General features: G+C 63.0%; 21 protein-coding genes. 17 read left to right on the top strand and 4 right to left on the bottom strand.

What is annotated here, in order from left to right; genetic code table 11:
* Positions 1-150 precede the first annotated feature (150 nt).
* From AAF430_18495 to AAF430_18465, 7 genes are all read left to right on the top strand, one after another.
* Positions 151-645 (top strand): hypothetical protein, encoded by a 495-nt coding sequence (locus AAF430_18495; GenBank protein MEM7412225.1) that lies wholly within the window; start codon positions 151-153, stop codon positions 643-645.
* 649 nt (positions 646-1,294) lie between these two features.
* Positions 1,295-1,687, top strand: coding sequence for a hypothetical protein (locus tag AAF430_18490; protein ID MEM7412224.1), 393 nt, complete (start codon positions 1,295-1,297; stop codon positions 1,685-1,687).
* Between the two features lie 908 nt (positions 1,688-2,595).
* A complete protein-coding gene (locus AAF430_18485) occupies positions 2,596-3,036 on the top strand; it encodes a hypothetical protein (protein MEM7412223.1) in 441 nt (146 codons plus the stop codon).
* 106 nt (positions 3,037-3,142) lie between these two features.
* Positions 3,143-3,427 carry a hypothetical protein gene (locus AAF430_18480; protein ID MEM7412222.1) on the top strand — a complete coding sequence of 95 codons (285 nt, stop codon included), beginning with the start codon at positions 3,143-3,145 and terminating at the stop codon, positions 3,425-3,427.
* Between the two features lie 737 nt (positions 3,428-4,164).
* On the top strand, positions 4,165-4,737 hold the full coding sequence (locus AAF430_18475; GenBank protein ID MEM7412221.1) for an NADAR family protein: 573 nt from the start codon (positions 4,165-4,167) through the stop codon (positions 4,735-4,737).
* Positions 4,738-4,780: 43 nt separating this feature from the next.
* Positions 4,781-5,887 carry a hypothetical protein gene (locus AAF430_18470; protein ID MEM7412220.1) on the top strand — a complete coding sequence of 369 codons (1,107 nt, stop codon included), beginning with the start codon at positions 4,781-4,783 and terminating at the stop codon, positions 5,885-5,887.
* 165 nt (positions 5,888-6,052) lie between these two features.
* Positions 6,053-6,394, top strand: coding sequence for a hypothetical protein (locus AAF430_18465; GenBank protein ID MEM7412219.1), 342 nt, complete (start codon positions 6,053-6,055; stop codon positions 6,392-6,394).
* Between the two features lie 80 nt (positions 6,395-6,474).
* Here AAF430_18465 and AAF430_18460 read toward each other — a convergent pair whose 3' ends face one another.
* Positions 6,475-6,699 (bottom strand): hypothetical protein, encoded by a 225-nt coding sequence (locus tag AAF430_18460; GenBank protein ID MEM7412218.1) that lies wholly within the window; start codon positions 6,697-6,699, stop codon positions 6,475-6,477.
* A 366-nt stretch (positions 6,700-7,065) separates the two neighbouring features.
* Here AAF430_18460 and AAF430_18455 point away from each other — a divergent pair, with 366 nt between their 5' ends.
* The 4 genes from AAF430_18455 (at position 7,066) to AAF430_18440 (ending at position 10,945) form a co-directional block, all read left to right on the top strand.
* Positions 7,066-7,581, top strand: a complete 516-nt coding sequence (locus AAF430_18455) for a hypothetical protein (GenBank protein MEM7412217.1) — start codon at positions 7,066-7,068, stop codon at positions 7,579-7,581.
* Between the two features lie 159 nt (positions 7,582-7,740).
* Entirely contained in the window at positions 7,741-8,121 is a 381-nt protein-coding gene (locus tag AAF430_18450) for a hypothetical protein (protein ID MEM7412216.1), read from the top strand.
* 1,553 nt (positions 8,122-9,674) lie between these two features.
* The gene (locus tag AAF430_18445; protein ID MEM7412215.1) at positions 9,675-10,217 is read left to right on the top strand and encodes a hypothetical protein; all 543 of its coding nucleotides are present in this window, start codon (positions 9,675-9,677) and stop codon (positions 10,215-10,217) included.
* A 500-nt stretch (positions 10,218-10,717) separates the two neighbouring features.
* A complete protein-coding gene (locus tag AAF430_18440; GenBank protein MEM7412214.1) occupies positions 10,718-10,945 on the top strand; it encodes a hypothetical protein in 228 nt (75 codons plus the stop codon).
* Positions 10,946-11,101: 156 nt separating this feature from the next.
* Here AAF430_18440 and AAF430_18435 read toward each other — a convergent pair whose 3' ends face one another.
* Positions 11,102-11,311, bottom strand: coding sequence for a hypothetical protein (locus AAF430_18435; protein MEM7412213.1), 210 nt, complete (start codon positions 11,309-11,311; stop codon positions 11,102-11,104).
* Positions 11,312-11,788: 477 nt separating this feature from the next.
* On the opposite strand from AAF430_18435, the gene AAF430_18430 reads away from it, so the two are divergent.
* From AAF430_18430 to AAF430_18420, 3 genes are all read left to right on the top strand, one after another.
* Positions 11,789-12,073 carry a hypothetical protein gene (locus tag AAF430_18430; protein ID MEM7412212.1) on the top strand — a complete coding sequence of 95 codons (285 nt, stop codon included), beginning with the start codon at positions 11,789-11,791 and terminating at the stop codon, positions 12,071-12,073.
* A gap of 681 nt (positions 12,074-12,754) precedes the next feature.
* On the top strand, positions 12,755-13,036 hold the full coding sequence (locus AAF430_18425; GenBank protein ID MEM7412211.1) for a hypothetical protein: 282 nt from the start codon (positions 12,755-12,757) through the stop codon (positions 13,034-13,036).
* A 58-nt stretch (positions 13,037-13,094) separates the two neighbouring features.
* Entirely contained in the window at positions 13,095-13,565 is a 471-nt protein-coding gene (locus tag AAF430_18420) for a hypothetical protein (protein MEM7412210.1), read from the top strand.
* Positions 13,566-13,637: 72 nt separating this feature from the next.
* Here the strand turns inward: AAF430_18420 and AAF430_18415 are convergent, their stop codons facing one another.
* Positions 13,638-14,180 carry a GNAT family protein gene (locus AAF430_18415; GenBank protein ID MEM7412209.1) on the bottom strand — a complete coding sequence of 181 codons (543 nt, stop codon included), beginning with the start codon at positions 14,178-14,180 and terminating at the stop codon, positions 13,638-13,640.
* A 114-nt stretch (positions 14,181-14,294) separates the two neighbouring features.
* Between AAF430_18415 and AAF430_18410 the strand changes: the two genes are divergently transcribed.
* Both AAF430_18410 and AAF430_18405 read left to right on the top strand, forming a co-directional pair.
* Positions 14,295-14,771 (top strand): SMI1/KNR4 family protein, encoded by a 477-nt coding sequence (locus AAF430_18410; GenBank protein MEM7412208.1) that lies wholly within the window; start codon positions 14,295-14,297, stop codon positions 14,769-14,771.
* A 111-nt stretch (positions 14,772-14,882) separates the two neighbouring features.
* Entirely contained in the window at positions 14,883-15,230 is a 348-nt protein-coding gene (locus AAF430_18405; protein MEM7412207.1) for a hypothetical protein, read from the top strand.
* Positions 15,231-15,273: 43 nt separating this feature from the next.
* Here AAF430_18405 and AAF430_18400 read toward each other — a convergent pair whose 3' ends face one another.
* The gene (locus AAF430_18400) at positions 15,274-15,819 is read right to left on the bottom strand and encodes a GNAT family protein (protein MEM7412206.1); all 546 of its coding nucleotides are present in this window, start codon (positions 15,817-15,819) and stop codon (positions 15,274-15,276) included.
* 202 nt (positions 15,820-16,021) lie between these two features.
* Between AAF430_18400 and AAF430_18395 the strand changes: the two genes are divergently transcribed.
* Positions 16,022-16,990 (top strand): hypothetical protein, encoded by a 969-nt coding sequence (locus AAF430_18395; GenBank protein ID MEM7412205.1) that lies wholly within the window; start codon positions 16,022-16,024, stop codon positions 16,988-16,990.
* The last annotated feature ends 25 nt before the right edge of the window (positions 16,991-17,015 follow it).

Genomic DNA, 17,015 nt, shown 5'->3' with positions numbered 1-17,015 from the left:
TGACCGGGGAACCGCGCGGCCCGTTTTCAGCTTCTGGCATACTTGGGCCAGTGCGCTCAGCCCCCGGTTGGCAGGTCGCCCCGGCAGCTGAACGCCTGATCCGTTGGGCGGTGAACAGTGGTTGCACCCCGTACCGCATTCCTCGGTGTCGTGACTGCGGTTCTTGGCTTTTCATGCGCCCCGCATGGCGACCGCGGTTTCCAAAGGGTTGAAGACCCAGAGTCTGGTTTCCGCATCAATCTTCCGAGTGGCTGGAAACGCGTTCCCGTCGACAACATCGGCCTCTACCAGGTGCCAGAGCGTCCCCAGTACAACTTCTTGATTTCACGCGAGGAGATCGAGCAAGAACCCGATGCGCCTGCTGTTGGACAAACGGCGCAGCTGATCTTGCGCTCTCTTCGCGGTGCACGTGCGCAACGCACCGTTGCCAGTAGTCCCACTCGCGGCGTCTGGTACTACGAGACCGCCTTGACCGAGCGGGGCCGGTCGAAGGACGACCGGCACTGGATGCTCCTGGAGAGTCGCGGCCGCACCTTGCACTACGGAGTCTTCACACTGTCAGTACTCGCGGAGGAGGCGGATGCAACAGAGACTGCCGCGCTCGTCGCGATTCTCGAGCCAGAGATCGCAGCGGCCGATTTCTAGTCGCCGTAGCTCGCCGCCCAACGAGGCCTTGGACCTGACAAGCAGCAATGAGGCCCGCCTCCCGGGGAGACTGTGGCATCAACCAAGGCGTTTCGGCCCGACAAGTCGGGGTACAGCTGAACGCCTGATCCGTTGGGCAGCAGCTTGAACCACCTCGGTACAGTCGCGCTCCTTGCGTGTTTCGCAAGCTGCGCTCCAACATCGAGCCAGGCGCCTGTGATTTTGATCAGCGCAGGATCCTCCATAGGACCCGAATGCAGTCCAGTCGGAGAGCTCTCGCACACGATCACGCCGCCGCAGGATATCTCTGAAGGCGACCCCAGAATCGAGCGATTGCGATTGGAGCTCATCGATTCGCTGATGCGGCAGGCGAGGGAGGTCGGCGCTGACACCGTGAAGATGTCCGAGATGCAGGTCTTCACCACCCACTGCTGCACAACGCATTTCGCCACTGCCTACCGGTGCAAGTGATTCAATCAACGTCCAACGGCAACCAGACCGGCTCCGTCGCCAGGTGAGATCCCCCTTCCGCCCTGGCGAAGCGGTGACGCCGATCAGATCCGACTCTGGCATACTGGGCCATGCGCTCGGCACACGACGGCAGTGCCCTGGCAGCTGAGCGCCTGATCCGTTCGGCCGTGGAGCGGCGATGCATCGCGACGAGTTGATCGCTCACCTTCTGGGTGAAGCGCATCCGGAGCATGCCAGGCCCGGCGACGCCGAGTTCTGGCCGATCGCGGAGTCCAATCTCATCCGGCTCGGGTGGCCGGATGAAAGGATCGACGCCGTTCGAGCCCTACGAGGCGGTCGAACCCGATCGGTTGTCCTGAGGGTCGTCGTTCCCGCGCTCTCTCTCGCGCTCCTAGCGGTCTACAGCGAGAACCTCATCCCGATCGAGGTGGCCAGCGCGTCAGTTCGTGCCGTTTGTGGCCTGCTCTTCGGCTTGATGCTTGCCGTGCCCAGGGAACAGGAACGCTGGAGGGCAGCCATTGCACTGAAGGATTCCGCGGCCCAGAAGAGCGTCGCAGCCAACACGGCGTAGCCAGGACCCTTGGTGGGTAGACTGCGGCCTCAACCAAGGGCGACTCAGGCCACCCTGCAGCGGCTGGATGCAGGTGAATGCGTGACCCGTTGGACAGCCAGAGGTACAGCGGTGCTCCGCGAACTTCTCGCGCTTGCGCTCGTGTCATGTTGCGTCAGCTGCTCGGAAGCGGTTCCGCTCGATCGAGGCCTGACTCCGCAGAACCCGATCCGGTTGGGGCAGGAGTCGTCCTATGACTACCTCAGACGATTGGTCGGGCCCTGTGGCAACCCGATCGATTGGGAGCCTGTCGAGTCCCACCGTCTTCGTGGGTCCCAGGTGCTCGAGGAATTCAGGATCTCCGGGCCCGATTTCGATGAGGTGTTCTCGCTCTTCCTGATGAACGAGCTCGGGCGCGAACCCAGGCCCCCGCCCCCTTTGCAGCTCCTACCCGTTCGACAGGGAAGCTTCCCGTTGGCCGAGGTACCCGTTTCGGAGTCGTGCGAATGCTCGTATCGAGTCCCTGAGGGTCGTTCGATCTCTTCATTCGGCGAATGCCGTCTTCAGCACTATGTCGATCGGTGCCAGCCCGGTGACAGCTGCCTTCTCCGCTGCTGGGCGAATGGGTGGGGCAAAGACGTGAGCGGCGGGTGCTGGCACGTCTGTTTCTCGAACGAGGTACTCGAGTATCCCAAGACCCCAGAAGGCGCTGAGCGTTGCTCCGACGCTGCGGAGTCCCTCTAGCTGCCTGGTGCCCAACCGGGCTTTGCAGCTGACCGGGAGCAACGCGGTCCGAACCCGGCTCTGACATACTGAGCCACGGCTCTCAGCCCATTTCGGCAGATTGCCCGGGAAGCCGAACGTCTGATCGATTGGGCTGCGTGAATCAAGGAGAATGCGGGGTGGTATCCCTAGCGCGAGTCCTGCTCTTGGCTGCCATCGCCGCCGGCGCTGCGAGCTGCTCTTGGATTCATCTCGATCCGGTCACGGATGAAGTGTTCACCGTGACGCCCGTGTCCGACCCCGAGCGCACGGTGACGTTCCTGGAGCCCATGGTTTGGTCCAATGCGCCCAAACATCGGTCGACCAAAGGAGTCCGCCTGCTCGACGGCACCTATGTCCTCGAAGCCGAAGATCACGAGTTCCTCTACTTCAGGTCCCCGGCGGTGGTCGAGATGCGCGATCTCGAAGAGGGCGTACCGGTCGATGGGCGCGACCTGGTGGGTGGTCTGGCGCTCTCGAAGAACCGCTTCGCCCTGGTTTCGGCTGTCGCGTATGTGTCCATCAACGAGCATCGAAAGAAGCATGTGATGAAGATGGGCCGAGGATTCACTCGACTCGAAGGACGGATCTGGGAGAAGAGCTTCTAGACGCCTGCTCATCCCAGCAAGGCGTCTCAGCTGCCAGCCAGCAGCGATGTCCGGATCCTGGTTAGACTGTGCCATGAGAACTTGCCCGGCATGCGGAAGGGATGGTGTGGGCGTCGCGCAACGCCTTGCCCTTCCCCTCTCCGGTCGACTGCGCTGCTCCGAGTGTTCGTGCCGGCTCCGCCATTTCAAGCGCGGGATCTACTCCGAGCTGATCAGCTGGGCCTCGCATCTGTTGCTTTGGGGCGGCGTCATCGCTGGCATTCTGCTCGCCAATCCGTATGTGTTCGCTCTTGGCGCCGTGCTCGGCATTGCCGCCGAGGTGCTGGTCCCGCTCGAGCTCGACCCCCGTGATGCGCCTAGCGTCAGACGAGCCGAACGATTCAAGGCGTGAGCCACGCAGCCTGACAAGGCGTCGAGTTGACCGGGTAGCAACGCGGTCGAGATCTGGCTCTGGCATACTGGGTCAGGGCGCTCAACCTACGGCGGCAAGTCGCCCCGGCAGCTGAGCACCTGATCCGTTGGGCCTCAGGGCCCACCTCACACCAGACGTTCCAACGGGAACGAGATGCGCGGCGTCAGGCCGCGAGGAGATGTTCGGACGCAGCACATTCTATTTTCGACCGTATCAGAGACCGATCTTCTACCAGAGCCTCGCCTTTCACATCACGGAAGCGATCCGCTCGACAATCCACGCCGAAGATCTAGATAACGCTTCGAGACTCGAGGCAATCCGGGCGCTCAACGAGATCCAGGCCAGAATCACCATGCGTCTCCACGGATACAACGTCGGGGGCAACTCGTGGTCGGATCGTCGAACGGAGCGGGAGGTCGAGTATTGGGCAGAGGGCATGCCTCACGTGCAAGCCTTGATGAGGCGGGCGGCGAACCGCGCCTTCAAGGACACCGTATGGGCCTTCGATCCGAGGGCATGACGCCAGCAGCCTAGCTGGGCGTTTCAGCTGACCGGGGAGCCACTCGCTTCAACTTGGGCTCTGGCATACTGGGCCAGTTCACTCAGGCAACGAGAGGTCCAGATCCTGTGGAGACGTGGCACCCAAACGCGGCGCCTCAGCCAACCCAGCGTTGACTGGGTTTCCGTTGGTCCACTAGGCCACCGAAGCTCGCTCCATGCCATCCGTCCCCGCTTCGAACTGCCACGATCTCGACGCGCTCCGTCTTGCAATCGCGTCCGGTGCCCAGGCGAGATTCGTCTTCTTCTGGAGCCACCGGGCTCCGAGCAGCGGGGGCATCTCAGCCGCTTGCCTCAGCCAATGGTACGAAGCGCCGTTTCGTCTCGGAGGCCAGACCTACCCCACCGCCGAGCACTTCATGATGGCGGAGAAGGCGCGCCTGTTCTCCGATCATCAGGCAGAGCGAAGAGTGATGGAGGCGCGCGAACCAGGTGCGGCCAGAGCGGTCGGTCGCGAGGTGCGGGGTTTCGTGGAAGAGGTCTGGGTTCAGCACCGTTTCGACATCGCGGTCCTCGGAAACCGAGCGAAGTTCGAGCAGGGCAAGTCGTTAGCGAGCTTTCTGAGAGGCACCACCAAGCGAGTGCTCGCCGAGGCGAGCCCGGTCGATCGAATCTGGGGCATTGGTCTCGAGGCAGGTGACCCGCGCGCGGTCGATCCCAACGCATGGCAGGGGCTCAACTTGCTCGGCTTCGCTCTCATGAAGGTCCGAGACGAAATGTCCGCTGCCTAGCGAGGCGTTCAAGCACGGCCGCCGGCAAGCCGATCGATCGGCCATGGGGAATCGCAGCCCAGCGACCCAGCCGGCCGAGAAGCGCTTCTATTGGAGCCTGCCCGCCCTGGCGGGCTTGTCCGTGGTCTCCGGCCTCATCGCGGCGGTCGCATTCTGGCTTGGTCTCGACCAAGAACAAGCCGCAAAGTACCGCCTCGAGGCGATGCTGTTTCCCTTCCTCGTAGCTGTGCCGCTCTTCCTGATACTCAGTCTCGGGCGGCACCTGAAGCCCGTGATCGTCACGGAAACGGGTCTCCGTTGGAGCACCGACGGTCCCTGGCACGAAGTCGGTTGGCAGGCCATCCGGTCCGCGACTCGCTTCAACCTCCTGGGTTTGCGGTACGCCCGGCTCAGTTCCTCGGACCACCGGAGTACTCTGTTCCTGCCCCTCTTCCTTTCAGGCTCCTCTGAATTCTCGTTGCACGTTGCGCAAGTCGCGGGTCACGACCACTGCCTCTCTCGACTTCTCGCTGGGCAGACGGCCCGGCGGAGCGTTGATCCTCAGCCAGCCGATACTCGAACCCACGTGCCGAAGGCGCACCGAACAACAAGTAGAAGCGAGGGAGACCGACCGGAGATGCCAGGGGCGTATCAGTTGCTCGCTCTGCCGGTCTTCTTCGGGGGACTCACCGCGATGACTGAGTCGCTCGTTGACGCGCTCGATAACACGCTGGGAGGCTTGCGCCTGTTCTGGGTCGGTGCTGCCCTGGGCATCACCTCGCTCGTCCTCCTGAACCTCGCCCTCTCTTCGTCCAGTTCTGTGCACGGTGCGCGGTGGCGCGTTCCCGTGCCAGCCGCCTTCCTGTTCCTCGTCGGAAGCGCTCTGGCCGGAGCCGCCCTGCTGTCTTCCATCAACACCAACGGGCCCCAGGGCCCGATCGTCACGCACCAGGTTCCTGCCATCAGCAAGCAAGCCTTCGGCGCCGGAAACACGACGTACTACGTCTTCGTGGACTGGCATGGTCGCAGTGAGCGACTGAAGGTGCAGATGCTCGACTTTCGATGCATACGCGAGGGATCGACGCTCGAGCTCGATCTATCCCCGGGCGCGCTGGGTTTCCCGTATCCGCCCGCACTCATCGACGGCCGCCGTTTCACAACGAGTTGCTGAGCGGCCGACCACGTCTCGCTGGCCCTCGGGTCCAACAAGGCGTTGAAGCCAACCAGTGGGCCGCGCAGTCCAAGGTCGGCCTCTGGCATACTAGCGCCGTGGCTTCAGCAAACGGCGGCGAGGTTGCTCGGCAGCTGAGTCCCGGATCCGTTGGGCGGCAGGTCGGTGATCAAGAAGTTCAAGAGCTTCAAGAAGGGATTCGCGTTCGCCGGGCTTGCGCTGATCGCGTTGATTCTTGGCGCTGGGCTGTCGCGGATCGAGGGGGCATGGCGCCCAGGGTCGCCCAAGTCCGAATACAGCGCGCTCGAGCGAAAGGTACTGGCCGAGGTTCGGCGGTGCCCTGGGGTGACCGACGCGCGATTCGAACCAGCGTCCGGCACACCTACGCCTGAACTCTGGGTGCGTGTTGTAGGACCGGGCAGTGCCAGCATCCTACGCTTCCCGAAGAACCCGACGCACGAGGAAACCCTCGTGAGCCTCGCAGCGATCGGGTGTACCCCGCGATAGCGCCTGCCGCCTAGCAAGACGTTCCAGATGACCGAGAACGATTCGGTCAGGCTCCCGCTCTGGCATACTCAACCGTGCGCTCAGCCCACGGCGGCAAAGGTGCCCCGGCAGCTGAACGCCTGTTCCGCCGAGCCGCTGATGAACCGAATCGACGCCACCAGGTTCCTATTGTCAGGAAGCATCGGCTTGGCGATGGCAGCCGGTGCGATTTCGGCATTCGCAAGCGTCACTCGGCTCGACGCGGTGCCGGCCGTTTCATTCGACGAGTTCTGGTGCCGCAAAGCGCCGCCGAGCATGGAACGCACGGGCGTATCGCTGTTCGACCACGAAGCTCGAGCGCTGAGGTGCTGCACGCCGAGGGGTGAGATTGAGTCTTCTCGATGGCACGAGCCCGATGACGCACTCTTGGATGCGACGCAGCACGCACGAGCGCGTGGCGCCAACGCAGCGGTCCTCAACCACCGCTTCTCATGCGGGCGGGACACCTCTGCGACATTCATCAGCGTTGTCGGGAAAGCCTACTCGTGTCCGTAGCCCTCGATCTGTGACCCAACAAGGAGTCGCAGCGAACCCCCAGCAGCGAGGTCTCAATTCTGGGCACACGCTGGCCTCGAACTGCGGTGGCTCTCGGATCACAATCGCGGTCTGCCCGCGGTGAGAGTACCTAGGCGGTGGAGCGCTTCACCGTGACAGGCGTGGGCTGCGTCCTGACCCCACGCGAGTACTACCGGAAGACGATTCATTTCGCGGGTCTTGCAGCGGTCGCTGCACCGCCCCTTCTCGCGTTCTTGGCGATCCTGGCAAACGCGGCGGCCGGCTCCAACTTCCCGTGGATCTCCGCGAGACTCATCATCGGGGGAGTCGCCGGCTCGATTTTCTTCGGCCTACCAGCGTGGGGTTGTGCGCTGCTCTTCCTCGCTGTTTCCCGCAAGTGGTCAGGCCGAGCCCATTTCTGGGCGCTCCTCTTGTCGCCTGCACTCGTCAGTGCGGCGCTCTGCCTCAGCCTGATGGGACTCATGTCGAGCCCGCCCAACGAGTTCCCGGCTGCCTCCGAGCTTCCCTACGTACTCGGGCGGTTCAGCCTGATTGTGCTCATTCCTGGCTACCTGTTCGTCGGTGCAGCCTTCGCGTTGTTCTGGTTCCTACGCACCCGTGGGATGATCCCCGAGGAGGGTGCCGAGACCTGAGTTGCTCCGCACTCAGCGCGGTAGAGCGTTGTAGCTGGCCGGGGTCGACGCGGACCGAACCCGACTCTGACATACTGGAGCATTGCGCTCAGGCCGTGGCGTCAATCCGCGCCAGTAGCTGAATGCCTGATGTGCTGGGCCGAAACGCGGAGGCGGGAGGTGTACGTGCGCTTTGCCGTACAGGGAATCGACGCGTACTCGAGTCGAAAGCAGGGACTGCTTGTTGCTTCCAGCCTTCTTCTCGACGAGGGGCGCCTCGAGAAGCACGAGGCCGAGCTCGTCCAACACCTCGTCGACTGGTTCAACGAGCACCTTCGCGTCCCATCCGTCCTCAAGAGCTGGGACACGATTCGAGCGCTGTCCTGGTTCAAGGCCAGTGCCGCGAAGCCCATCGGCCAGATGTGGGAACTCACTCATGTTCTCCGTGCGCATGGCGAGCACGTAGAGTTCTTCAATACCGACGACCCAGGAAACATCATCTACGAGGACAAGTGGCAGGTCGTCGCTACGCCCCGCAAGGGCCAACGGCGCCCCTGGTAGCTGTTGCCGCTCAACGATTCGATCCGAGAACCAATTCATGAGATTCGCAGCTTTCGCGGCGTTCTTTCTCGCCTCCGTAGCAGGAGCAACATCGGTCGCTCCGATCGTTCGACCTCTGACCCCTGAACTCGCGAGGGAACTCGGGATTTCGGTCGCTATCTCAACGCACTCGATGATCTGCGTTGGTTCCCAGAACGTCTCCGTGGCGTTTCCGCCTGAGATCCGCGATAGCAAGGTGAGTTCGGTCATTCTGTCGATGCCCACACCCGAGGGCTCCTCGTTCGAGGCTAGCCTTCTATTCGGCCAGGACTACGAACTCGGAGCGGGAACCGAGTTTCACGGCACCTCGTTCTGTGCCAGCTCGGAGCTGCAAACCAGATTGGAACTGCGCCTTCTCTACGGAGTCGGCGGCCAGATCACGGACATCTATGTCGTATCCCCTCTCGGGCCCACACCGTGATTCGTCTCCAGCGCTGCCCGGCTCGCAGCCCAGCGGGGCACTACAGCTGACCGGGAACAGCGCGATTGCGGTCTCGCTCGGGCATACTCGGAGGGTGCGCTCGATCCACGGCGGCAAGGCGCCGCGGCAACTGAAGACGTAGGCAGGGAACGGTGCTCAAGAGACTCCTCGCCTCATGCCTGATCTCCCTTCTGCTCGTGTTGTGTGTCTCCGTGCTTCTGGCGCGCCTTGCGAATTGGGCCCGCCGTCCCGCCCTCTTCTGCGAGCTCGATGGGCCTGTTCGAATCGAGGCGTTCTTCCGAGAGTCGGTTCGGTCAGCCGGTAGCCGGCCGGACCTCTCAAGAGGCTGGCTTCTAGAGGCTCCGGATCGGGCGCAGAGATGACTCCGTTCGCTGCCGGACGACGCGTGGCAGCTCGCCGGGTGCCTAGCCGGTTGAGCGGGCATCGCTGCATGCGCCCACTCACCCTGTTCCTGCTGCTGTCGGTTCTCCGGCAGTTGAACGCCTAGTTCACCGGGCAGCATGACGCGTTGGTGCATCTTCGCACTCCTGATATCTGCGACTGGCTGCGCAACTCCGTGCCTCCAAAGAGATCTCCCTGTGGTCAACCCAAGCGATGGAGTTGTGGTCGTTTCCGACGACTACGGATTCGTCGCAAACAGGGTGTGCTCGCGCGAACACTGCTGGAGCGAGACCTATCTTGTCCGCCTCAACGCTCTTGTTCACCCGCCAGAGATCTTCGGACAGGTGGAGGTTCCGGAATTGGGCTCTGGTGTTCTCGTGCACTCTGCTTGCTGGGTTCCACCAGATCCGGGCGGGTTCTTCCGGGCCCGGGTCTCTTCCCGGATCGATCCGGGTAGGACCTACGTTGCCAGGTTGACACCCCGAAACCCCGGATCGTACGCGTATTCACGCGAGGATTAGGACGCGCCCTAGAGCACCCTCCGCTACCCAAGAATGCGTCGCATGTAGTCAGGAAAAGCCACTGCTCAAAGCTGGCTCTGTCATACTGGGCCGGCGCGCTCAGCCCTTGGCGGCAAGGTGCCCCAGGAGCTGGACGCCTGATTCGTTAGGCCGCAGCAGGAGGGCCCCTCATGACCGAAGAGAGTGCATCCGAATCCGAGAGCCTGGAATCACCGGCGCTCGACCCGTCTCAGCTCCTCTACCTGCAACAGAAGCTCGAGTCGGAACAGAACCTGGTACTCGGTGCCGTCGGAGGCTTGGCCGCTTCCCTCCTCGGGGCAGCCGCATGGGCTGGCATCACGGTTGCGACTGGATACCAGATTGGTTTCATGGCAATCGGGATCGGGTTCCTGGTTGGTTTCGCGGTTCGAACCCTTGGAAAAGGCGTGACGAGTGTGTTCGGCGTCGTCGGTGCTGCTTTCTCCCTGCTCGGTTGTGCCCTTGGGAACCTACTCGCGGTCACAGCGCTCGTCGCTCAGAATGACGGCGTCGCGTTCTTGGATGCGGTCTCTCAGCTGAATCCGAGCCTGATTCAGGATCTGATGGTGGCCTTCTTCAACCCGATGGACGCTCTCTTCTACGGCATCGCGCTCTACTACGGCTACAAGCTCGCTTTTCGGCAGCTCTCTGAGGGGGAGCTGGAGCAGATGTTGTCGGGTGGCGCGGCGACCTAACTTGGCGATGCGGCTGGCCGGGGAACGATGCGGTCCGAAGGTGATCCCTGGCATCCTGGAACAGCGCGTTCAGTCCACCGCGGCAAGGTGCCCGGCAGCTGAGTGCGTGACCCGTTAGGCGTTGGTGTCTCGTGAAATTTTCAGTTCTCGACGTAGAGATCAACGGTCAGAAGCGAACGGTCGCGGGAGGGCCCGACCTATCCGTCCTGAATGCGATCGTTTCGTTCCCGAGCTGGGATTCGGCTGGCGACGACCCGCGCGTCGAGCTGAGCGTCGGGGGCCTGTGTCAAGAGGAAGAAGCAGACAGCGATCCAGTCCACAAGGACTGGATATCCCAGATCACGCTCCCATACGGATCGTGGGTGACCATTCGGTTTCGCCCCGCGGACCGGGCCGACCCGCCGATCAAGGCGACACCCACGAGCGCAACGATCCGCGCGCAACTCGATCAAGCCCACCGCGGTCCCCACGATTCGCGCTCGCGTTCGGATGCTGGAATCGTGGCCTCACTCAAGGACATCGACGGCACCGTCAGGCTCGTTCTCGATGACGTAACCAACATGTCAGGTGAGTTCGGCGGCCCCTGGGCTCCCAGCATCTTTCTCTCCCAGATGGATCTCGACGCGGAGCTGGTCCGTGCCAACGCGCTTCCAGAGAACACCCTTGCCCGAATCGGAGAACTGGTCTTGGCGCGACTGATCGCGCAAACCCAGGAAGCTCGTGAGTGAGTCGCAGGTAGCACTCGGCTCACGGTTGCAAGGGGCCCCAACAGCTGAACTCCTTGTCGGTTGGGCGGCGGTTTGAGTCGACGCTTCGCAGCCGCACTGGTTCTTCTCGCGAGCTGCCATGGTGTTGGACCAGATGGCTACTCAGGCCCTCTTCGGTCAGGCGTCCCGCACGGATTCGGGAGAATGGAACACGAGTCCGAAGTGTACGAAGGCGAGTTCTGCGGAGGCGTCGCCCATGGCCTGGGCGAGGTCCTGTTCAAGAACGGAACACGGGTCACTGCCCAGTTCTGCGATGGACACCCACACGGTCCAGGAACGATTCGATACCAGGATGGCGCCGAGTTCTCGGGCGAACTTGGGTTCCATGGGCATGGTACGGGCATCGTCTACGGCGATGGCGAGATCCGGTACCCGGACGGGAGGGTTTACGAAGGCGAGCTGAGCGAGTTCGGGCCGGACGGTTGCGGAACGCTTGTTCACCCCTCGGGAGAATCTCGATCTGGGTTTTGGGCAGGTGGAGTCCCGTCTGGATCTGCGCGAACGTCGAATTGGTCGCGAACTAGTCACTATTGGGGGCCGGATTGGCGAGAGTCGGAGTGTACCTGCAAGCACCAGGAACCAATCCATCGTCTCCGAACACGGCGCTGCAGCTGAACGCGTGATCCGGTGGGCCGCATGCAGAGATCAACTTGTCCGGCGATTTTTCTGACCTACGCGGTCTTGGCGTGCGCGCCGAGTCTCGACGGGTATTACGTACTCTGCGTCGCGCCCGGATTCACCTGGTCTGACCTCGCGATCCGCGGCTCACGAGCCCATCTCCGCTATTCCGGAGATATCGGGCCCATGATTTGGGACGCCCAGGGCACTTTCGAAGTTGTCGATGACGAGATCCACTACGTCTTCGACCACGGCTACGCACAGGTGGGTGACGACCGGAAAGATCTCTCTTCAGACGACCCGATCCGGATCTCGCAGAAGCTCGTGGTCGGACGCGGCGCACCGGTTCTCGGCGACCTCCTCGAGGCTGATCATTCTGGATCCCGGGTGGATCTCGCTTCCCCAGGTGTTCCGTGGAGGCGCGTTCCTGGCATTGGGGCCATCCCCCAAGAACCGCCGGAGTGTCGCTAGGCGGGCCGCCTAACAGGGAAGTTCGTCCGGCAAGGAAGCGGCACGGTCCGTACCTCAGTCTGGCACACTAGGCGTTGCGCTCAGCCCACGGCGGCAAGGTGCCCCGGCAGCTGAACGCATGATGCGCTTGGCGGAGAGAGCGGAGACATGGGGTTTCGAGTCCTTTCGGCCGTCCTAGCTCTCGCGCTCGCGATTTCGGCGGCTTCGGCGGATGCGAGCGCGAGCCTCCGAGAGATTGCTGAGGTGTTCGGTGCGTCGGGATCTGGCGCCCAAGAGGTGGTGCAAGCCTTCTTGCCAGGCGAACTCTCGGGTGGACCGCCGTGCTCTCCGCCCGACGCTGATCTGGTCGGAGGCATCAAGCGCCCCACCGACCGGACGTTCGTCTTTCGAGTGGCAACCGCTCCGCTAGGAGCCATGCGAGCCTGCGAGGCCCAGCTATCTCGCTCGGGGTGGGAGCGCCCTGAGCGCGCCAGCGGTCTCCAAGACAAGCACGAGCCGACAACAGTCTGTAAGGGCTCGGACTCGATCACGTACGGGCTCCGGATCGTGAACGAGAGCTCGTACCTCACGGTTTCCACTTCGGCGTCTCATTGGTACTGCAGTCCAGAGAGGGCCTCCTTGTGGCCCTCGAGTGTCGGCCTTCCGATCGCGGTTCCCACGCTGATGCCTCCGCCAGAAGCCGTGTCTCAGGTCAACTCGAGTAGTCACAGCGATGATTCCTATCAGCAGTCGCAGGACGTCTTCGGCGGCGGCTCTCCCGTGCAGCTCGCGGCGCACTACCGGCCCAAGCTCGAGGCGCAGGGATGGAAGTTCGTCGAGCAGTCTCTTCTCGAGCACATCGCGAGCCTGGTTCTGTCGAAGCCGGATCGATCTGGCCGCGCCTGGAATCTGCATCTCGTAGCGATCCAGGTCGGTAGTGGGGTCAAGCTACTGCTGGAGCTCCATCTTCAAGAGTCGCAGTAGTGGACCCGCCACCTAACGGGCGCACCGCAGCCGAACGCTAGTGTCGGAGGTAGTGTGAATGGGTACCCGTACGTCTACGGCGGGTGTGCTGATGCTTGCGCTGAGTGCGGTCGCCGCTACGTCGGTCAGTTGCTCGATCGCGAATCGGTCAGAGCGGATCTTCGTCGATGCGGAGCATTCGCAGATCGCCTCGCCTGATGAGTCTCCGCCTGCGTACGAGATCGATCCCACGCCCGCGCTCATCCTCGATAGCTCGAGGTTGGAGCCGAACACGTGGTTCCCGGACGTAGAGGCCAACTCGATCCACGTAGTCCAGGGATCGTCCTCTTGGCGCTGCGACTGGGTGGCGGGTGCAACCGAGCACACGCTCGGCCCGGAGACGCTCTCACCGATTCGGAATGAAGGCGAGTTCGAGGGTTTCAGCTCTGGAGGGACGTTTGTAGTCCTGGTCGGCCGTGACAACTACCCGCCACCCGACGGCGGGCTGAAGGTCCAGCCCGTGTGGGCGTCCATCATCCAGGTTCGCTGAAGGGGGCACCCTCCCGCTGAGTCAGGCAGGGCCTGGCCGTCCAACGCCTGACAGTATGCGGCTTCTCGAAACTCAATCGCCGGCGTCGAATCGGTAGACGTGTTCGGTTCCTCGAGCCGGGTGCTCCCAGGTTCCCACTTTCGAGAAGCCGAGACTCTTCGCCAGTCCTACCGATGCCTCGTTCTTGGGGCTCATCGATAGGGCAAAGGTCGTGGTCTCGGCCGTGAGGGTCGCCCAGGCCATCAGAGCCTGGCTCGCCTCCCGAGCGAACCCCTGTCGGCGCCACTCAGGATACACCGAGTATCCGAACTCCACTCCGCCCGGCGCGAAGTCTCGCAGCCATTCACCTCCGGGCGGGCCGTGGAAACCAATCACGCCGATCACTCGTTGAGCGGAACTCAGCACCATCACCCGGGTCAGCCAAGGCTCCCACGTAGGGTCGGCCTCCACTTGCTCGAGTCGAATGCGAAGCAGCTCGGGGTCATCGGGCCAATCGCCTGGAAGACTCGCGCCCAGGAGATTCTCTGCTCGTGGCCGATCCCCCGAGAGTGAGGCCCGCAGACATTCGGGGCTCAGCGTGCGTAGCCGGAGACGCCGGGTGGAGATCTCAGCCATCGTCCTCCAGATCGTAGCGGGCGCCCTCTGGCATACTCGGTCGGTGCGCTCAGCCCATGGTGGCAAGGTGCCCCGGGAGCTGAACGCCTCACCGGTAGGCGGCGCAGTCATCGCATGAGCGTTCGAGCCGCACTCGATTTCTGGAACAGCCATCAGGTCGAACTGCGTCCAAGGGCGTCTTCGGCGCAGCTTGCCACACTCGAGCGCCTTCTTGGCTGCCCACTCTCCTCGGATGTTCGGGAGTTCTACGCGGCGGCCAACGGGATGGCCGCGGACACCTGCGACCAACACATGATGCGCTTTTGGTCGATCGGAGAAATCATCGACGAGTTCGGGCAGGATGACCCCGGCATCGCGAATGGCGTTCCGTTCTGCGACGGGATGGCCTGGGCGTGGGTGTTCCGGTTCCAGCGGCATCCGGGCGGCGTCGCTGTCTACAGCGACTTTCACGAGCTGTCGTGGTTTAGCCTCACGGACTTCCTGTCGGAAGTCTCCTGCTGTGCCTCTTCGGAAGCGGCACTCGAGCCGACCCACAGGTTGCGCGCGTTGATCGGGGGCCTCGTCTGGCGTCTCACGGGGCGTTGCAGCTAACAGGTAGAAGCGCTCTCCCAGATCGGCTCTGTCATACTGGGGCGACGCGTTCAGCCCGCCCCGGCAAGTCGCCCCGGAAGCTGAGCGCCTGGTCCTTCGGGTGACGAGAAGATGGTTTTCAGGTCAGCCATTCTCCTCGGGTCTCTCGCGCTGGCCTGCGGTTCCCCTGATCACTCGTCCGACGACGTTCTCTACAGCAAGTCTGTCTCCGAAGCCGAACCGGGTTCGGTACCCCCGGAAACGTGTGAACGCCGCGGCGTTGTCAGCGTCGATGCACGAGAACTCGGCTATCTCGACATCTCCACAGGCACCGCCCTCGAGGTGTTCTACCGCTCCTACTCCGACCAGGCGGAGGCGCTGGGGGCGAATTTCCTCATCGCGCAGGGAGACAAGCCCTCCAGCGCGGCTGCCTTGGCGGGCGAAGCCTACGTGGCAGACGCGTTCTGGTGTCCAGAGTAGTGCTCGGAGCTCGCACGTTGGCACGCTGCTGCGCGGGTCGATGCTACGCAGACCCAGCATGCCATTCCGATCGCAGCAACCCGTAGACGACTTCGTCTACACGCGTACCGTCACGGCTCAGGCGATGCTTGCGCAATCGCCCCTCGTTGCGCATCCCTAGCTTCTCCATTCCGCGAACGGACGCCGCGTTGCGGACATCCGCTCGGGCGAAGACCTTCTCGAGTCCGAGATGATCGAACCCGTACCGGATCGTGGCTTCGCATGCCTCGACTGCCAGGCCCTTGCGCCAGTTGGCCGGCCTGACCAGGCAGGCCAGCTCCCCGACCGGGTTGGGATTCTCGTATCCCAGATGAACCGACCCGACGAGGTCTCCAGTGAGTTCGATCGCGAAGGCGCATTCACGCGTCCAATCGATTCGCATCCCCGCCTCAACGAGCCTCTCCGCATCGGGAAAGTCCGGCGCGAGATATCGGAGCCATTCGGGATCCGAAACATACGCAGCCACTGTCTCGACATCGCGGGGCTGAAACGGCCTGAGCACGAGTCGGGACGTCCGAAGGGTAGGCCCGTGGGACGGGGGCGGGACCATCTGGTAACCGTACCATCGACGCGGTCGCATTGGAGCGCCTCAATAGAGGCTTGCAGCGGAGTCATGGGCGACTCCGCTCCGAATCCGCCTCTGGCATACTGGCGCGACGCGCAGCTCACGGCGGCAGGGTGCACCAGGAGCTGAACGCTCGATCCACAGGGCCTGCGACTTGATCTGCACGAACCTCGACTGCCCTGAACGCGTGCGCTTCGGAACGATTCCCGAATACCAGCCAGGAATCCGCACCTGCCCTCAGTGCGGCGACAATCTCGTCGAGGACGAATCCGCCAAGGATGAACCCGCCTACAACCCGGACGATGGCGCCGCGAACCGACTTCGAGGCCGTAAGGGTTTCGCGAAGCGGTGGTTTCGACGAGCTCCCTTTCTGGACGTCGATACCGCGGGGTGGATCATCGACACGTACTCGTGGTTCCTCACGCACTTCGGCGAAGAGCAAAGCTCGGCCGAGATGGTGCTCATCGAGCCCAGCGAGGAGTTCTTCCCCTTCTCTCTTTCCCGCGATCATGACGACGTCCGTGCGGTCTTCGAGGCGGTTCGAAGCTACGCGGGGATGGACACTTGGCCCTGCTCACTCGAGCCGCAAGGGCAACCGTTGCAGGGAAGAATCACACCGGGCATCGTTGCCGTTTCCGAGAGCCCAGATCCGCTCGGCACATTCTCCGTGCCCGGCAAGTGGGAGGACGGAGCGAAGATCACGTACTCACCGGCGTTGGCCTCGAATCCCGTCCAGCTCGTTGCCACGTTCGCTCACGAACTCGCTCACTACCTTCTCTTGACGGCAGAAGATCCGCCGCCGGGTGGTGAAGCACTCGAGGAGCCGGCCACCGACCTGGGTTCCGTGTTCCTGGGCTTCGGCATCTTCGCATGCAATGCAGCGTTTTCCTTCCGTCAGTACACCGATGGTGATTGGATCGGATGGGAGCACGGTGGAATGGGGTACCTCGGAGAAGAGGAACTCTCATTCGCATTGGCGCTCTTCATCCTGACGCATGACATCGATCCCGGACCGGCAACCAAGCACCTCGACGCGAATCCCCGCGGATTCCTCTCCTATGCGCTGCGGCAGCTCGGACACGCAGAGGACGAGATCGTCCGGCTGAGGAGCCTCGTCGGAGGCTCTTGTGGGTCCCAACAGGCCGCCCCAGCCTGACCAGAAACCGCATTGGTCGAATCTG

It is taken from the genome of Myxococcota bacterium, from assembly GCA_039030075.1.
Taxonomy (GTDB): domain Bacteria; phylum Myxococcota_A; class UBA9160; order UBA9160; family SMWR01; genus JAHEJV01.
This window is presented reverse-complemented; position numbering and strand designations above follow the sequence as displayed.

Excerpts from the sequence above, each read along its gene's own strand:
- AAF430_18415 (MEM7412209.1), bottom strand. The coding sequence starts at position 14,180 with ATGGCTGAGATCTCCACCCGGCGTCTCCGGCTACGCACGCTGAGCCCC.
- AAF430_18475 (MEM7412221.1), top strand. The coding sequence starts at position 4,165 with ATGCCATCCGTCCCCGCTTCGAACTGCCACGATCTCGACGCGCTCCGT.
- AAF430_18490 (MEM7412224.1), top strand. The coding sequence starts at position 1,295 with ATGCATCGCGACGAGTTGATCGCTCACCTTCTGGGTGAAGCGCATCCG.
- AAF430_18410 (MEM7412208.1), top strand. The coding sequence starts at position 14,295 with ATGAGCGTTCGAGCCGCACTCGATTTCTGGAACAGCCATCAGGTCGAA.
- AAF430_18470 (MEM7412220.1), top strand. The coding sequence starts at position 4,781 with ATGGGGAATCGCAGCCCAGCGACCCAGCCGGCCGAGAAGCGCTTCTAT.
- AAF430_18405 (MEM7412207.1), top strand. The coding sequence starts at position 14,883 with ATGGTTTTCAGGTCAGCCATTCTCCTCGGGTCTCTCGCGCTGGCCTGC.
- AAF430_18445 (MEM7412215.1), top strand. The coding sequence starts at position 9,675 with ATGACCGAAGAGAGTGCATCCGAATCCGAGAGCCTGGAATCACCGGCG.
- AAF430_18430 (MEM7412212.1), top strand. The coding sequence starts at position 11,789 with ATGATTTGGGACGCCCAGGGCACTTTCGAAGTTGTCGATGACGAGATC.
- AAF430_18420 (MEM7412210.1), top strand. The coding sequence starts at position 13,095 with ATGGGTACCCGTACGTCTACGGCGGGTGTGCTGATGCTTGCGCTGAGT.
- AAF430_18435 (MEM7412213.1), bottom strand. The coding sequence starts at position 11,311 with ATGGAACCCAAGTTCGCCCGAGAACTCGGCGCCATCCTGGTATCGAAT.
- AAF430_18400 (MEM7412206.1), bottom strand. The coding sequence starts at position 15,819 with ATGGTCCCGCCCCCGTCCCACGGGCCTACCCTTCGGACGTCCCGACTC.